The 652-nt window shown below is 55.5% G+C and carries 1 protein-coding gene; it reads right to left on the bottom strand.

The genetic code is table 11. The annotated features are described in order from the left end of the window. Positions 1–652, bottom strand: a 652-nt coding sequence (locus tag V5T57_RS20650; protein ID WP_332893163.1) for a hypothetical protein, incomplete at both ends; no start/stop codon positions are given.

Raw genomic sequence — 652 nt, 5'->3', positions numbered from 1 at the left:
CATCCGTTACCGATACATCATAGGAGCCTGTGATGTAACTGTTGGTATTGGCCGCCAGGGCAGAAGCTTGGTCTTTCAGACCGGCCCCGTAAGTAACCGTACCGGTTGTATCGGACTCAATGGCCGAGAGTTCTGCAACCGTACCCGCATCCGTGACCGATACATCGTAAGCACCGGTTACGTAGCTGTTGGTGTTGGCGGCCAGCGCTGAGGCCTGATCTTTCACGCCCAGGCCGTAAGTCACCGTACCGGTCGTTGCTGTCTCAATGGCGGAGAGTTCAGCGACTGTTGCAGCATCTGTTACCGATACATCGTAAGCACCGGTCACATAGCTGTTGGTATTGGCACCCAGTGCTGAGGCGTTATCTTTCAGCCCCAGACCGTAGGTCACCGTTCCGCTGGTAGCCGTCTCAATGGCCGAGAGTTCTGCCATGGTGCCTGCGTCAGTAACCGAAACATCGTAAGAACCGGTTACGTAGCTGTTGGTGTTGGCACCCAGTGCAGAGGCGTTATCTTTCAGACCCAGACCGTAAGTCACCGTACCGCTGGTGGCCGTCTCAATGGCCGAGAGCTCTGCAACTGTACCGGCATCTGTTACCGATACATCATAAGAGCCTGTGATGTAGCTGTTGGTATTGGCCGCCAGGGCTGA

Origin of the sequence: Magnetococcus sp. PR-3, from assembly GCF_036689865.1 — a bacterium.
GTDB lineage: Bacteria > Pseudomonadota > Magnetococcia > Magnetococcales > Magnetococcaceae > Magnetococcus.
The sequence above is the reverse complement of the archived record's forward strand: the minus strand, read 5'-3'. Positions and strand labels throughout refer to the sequence as shown.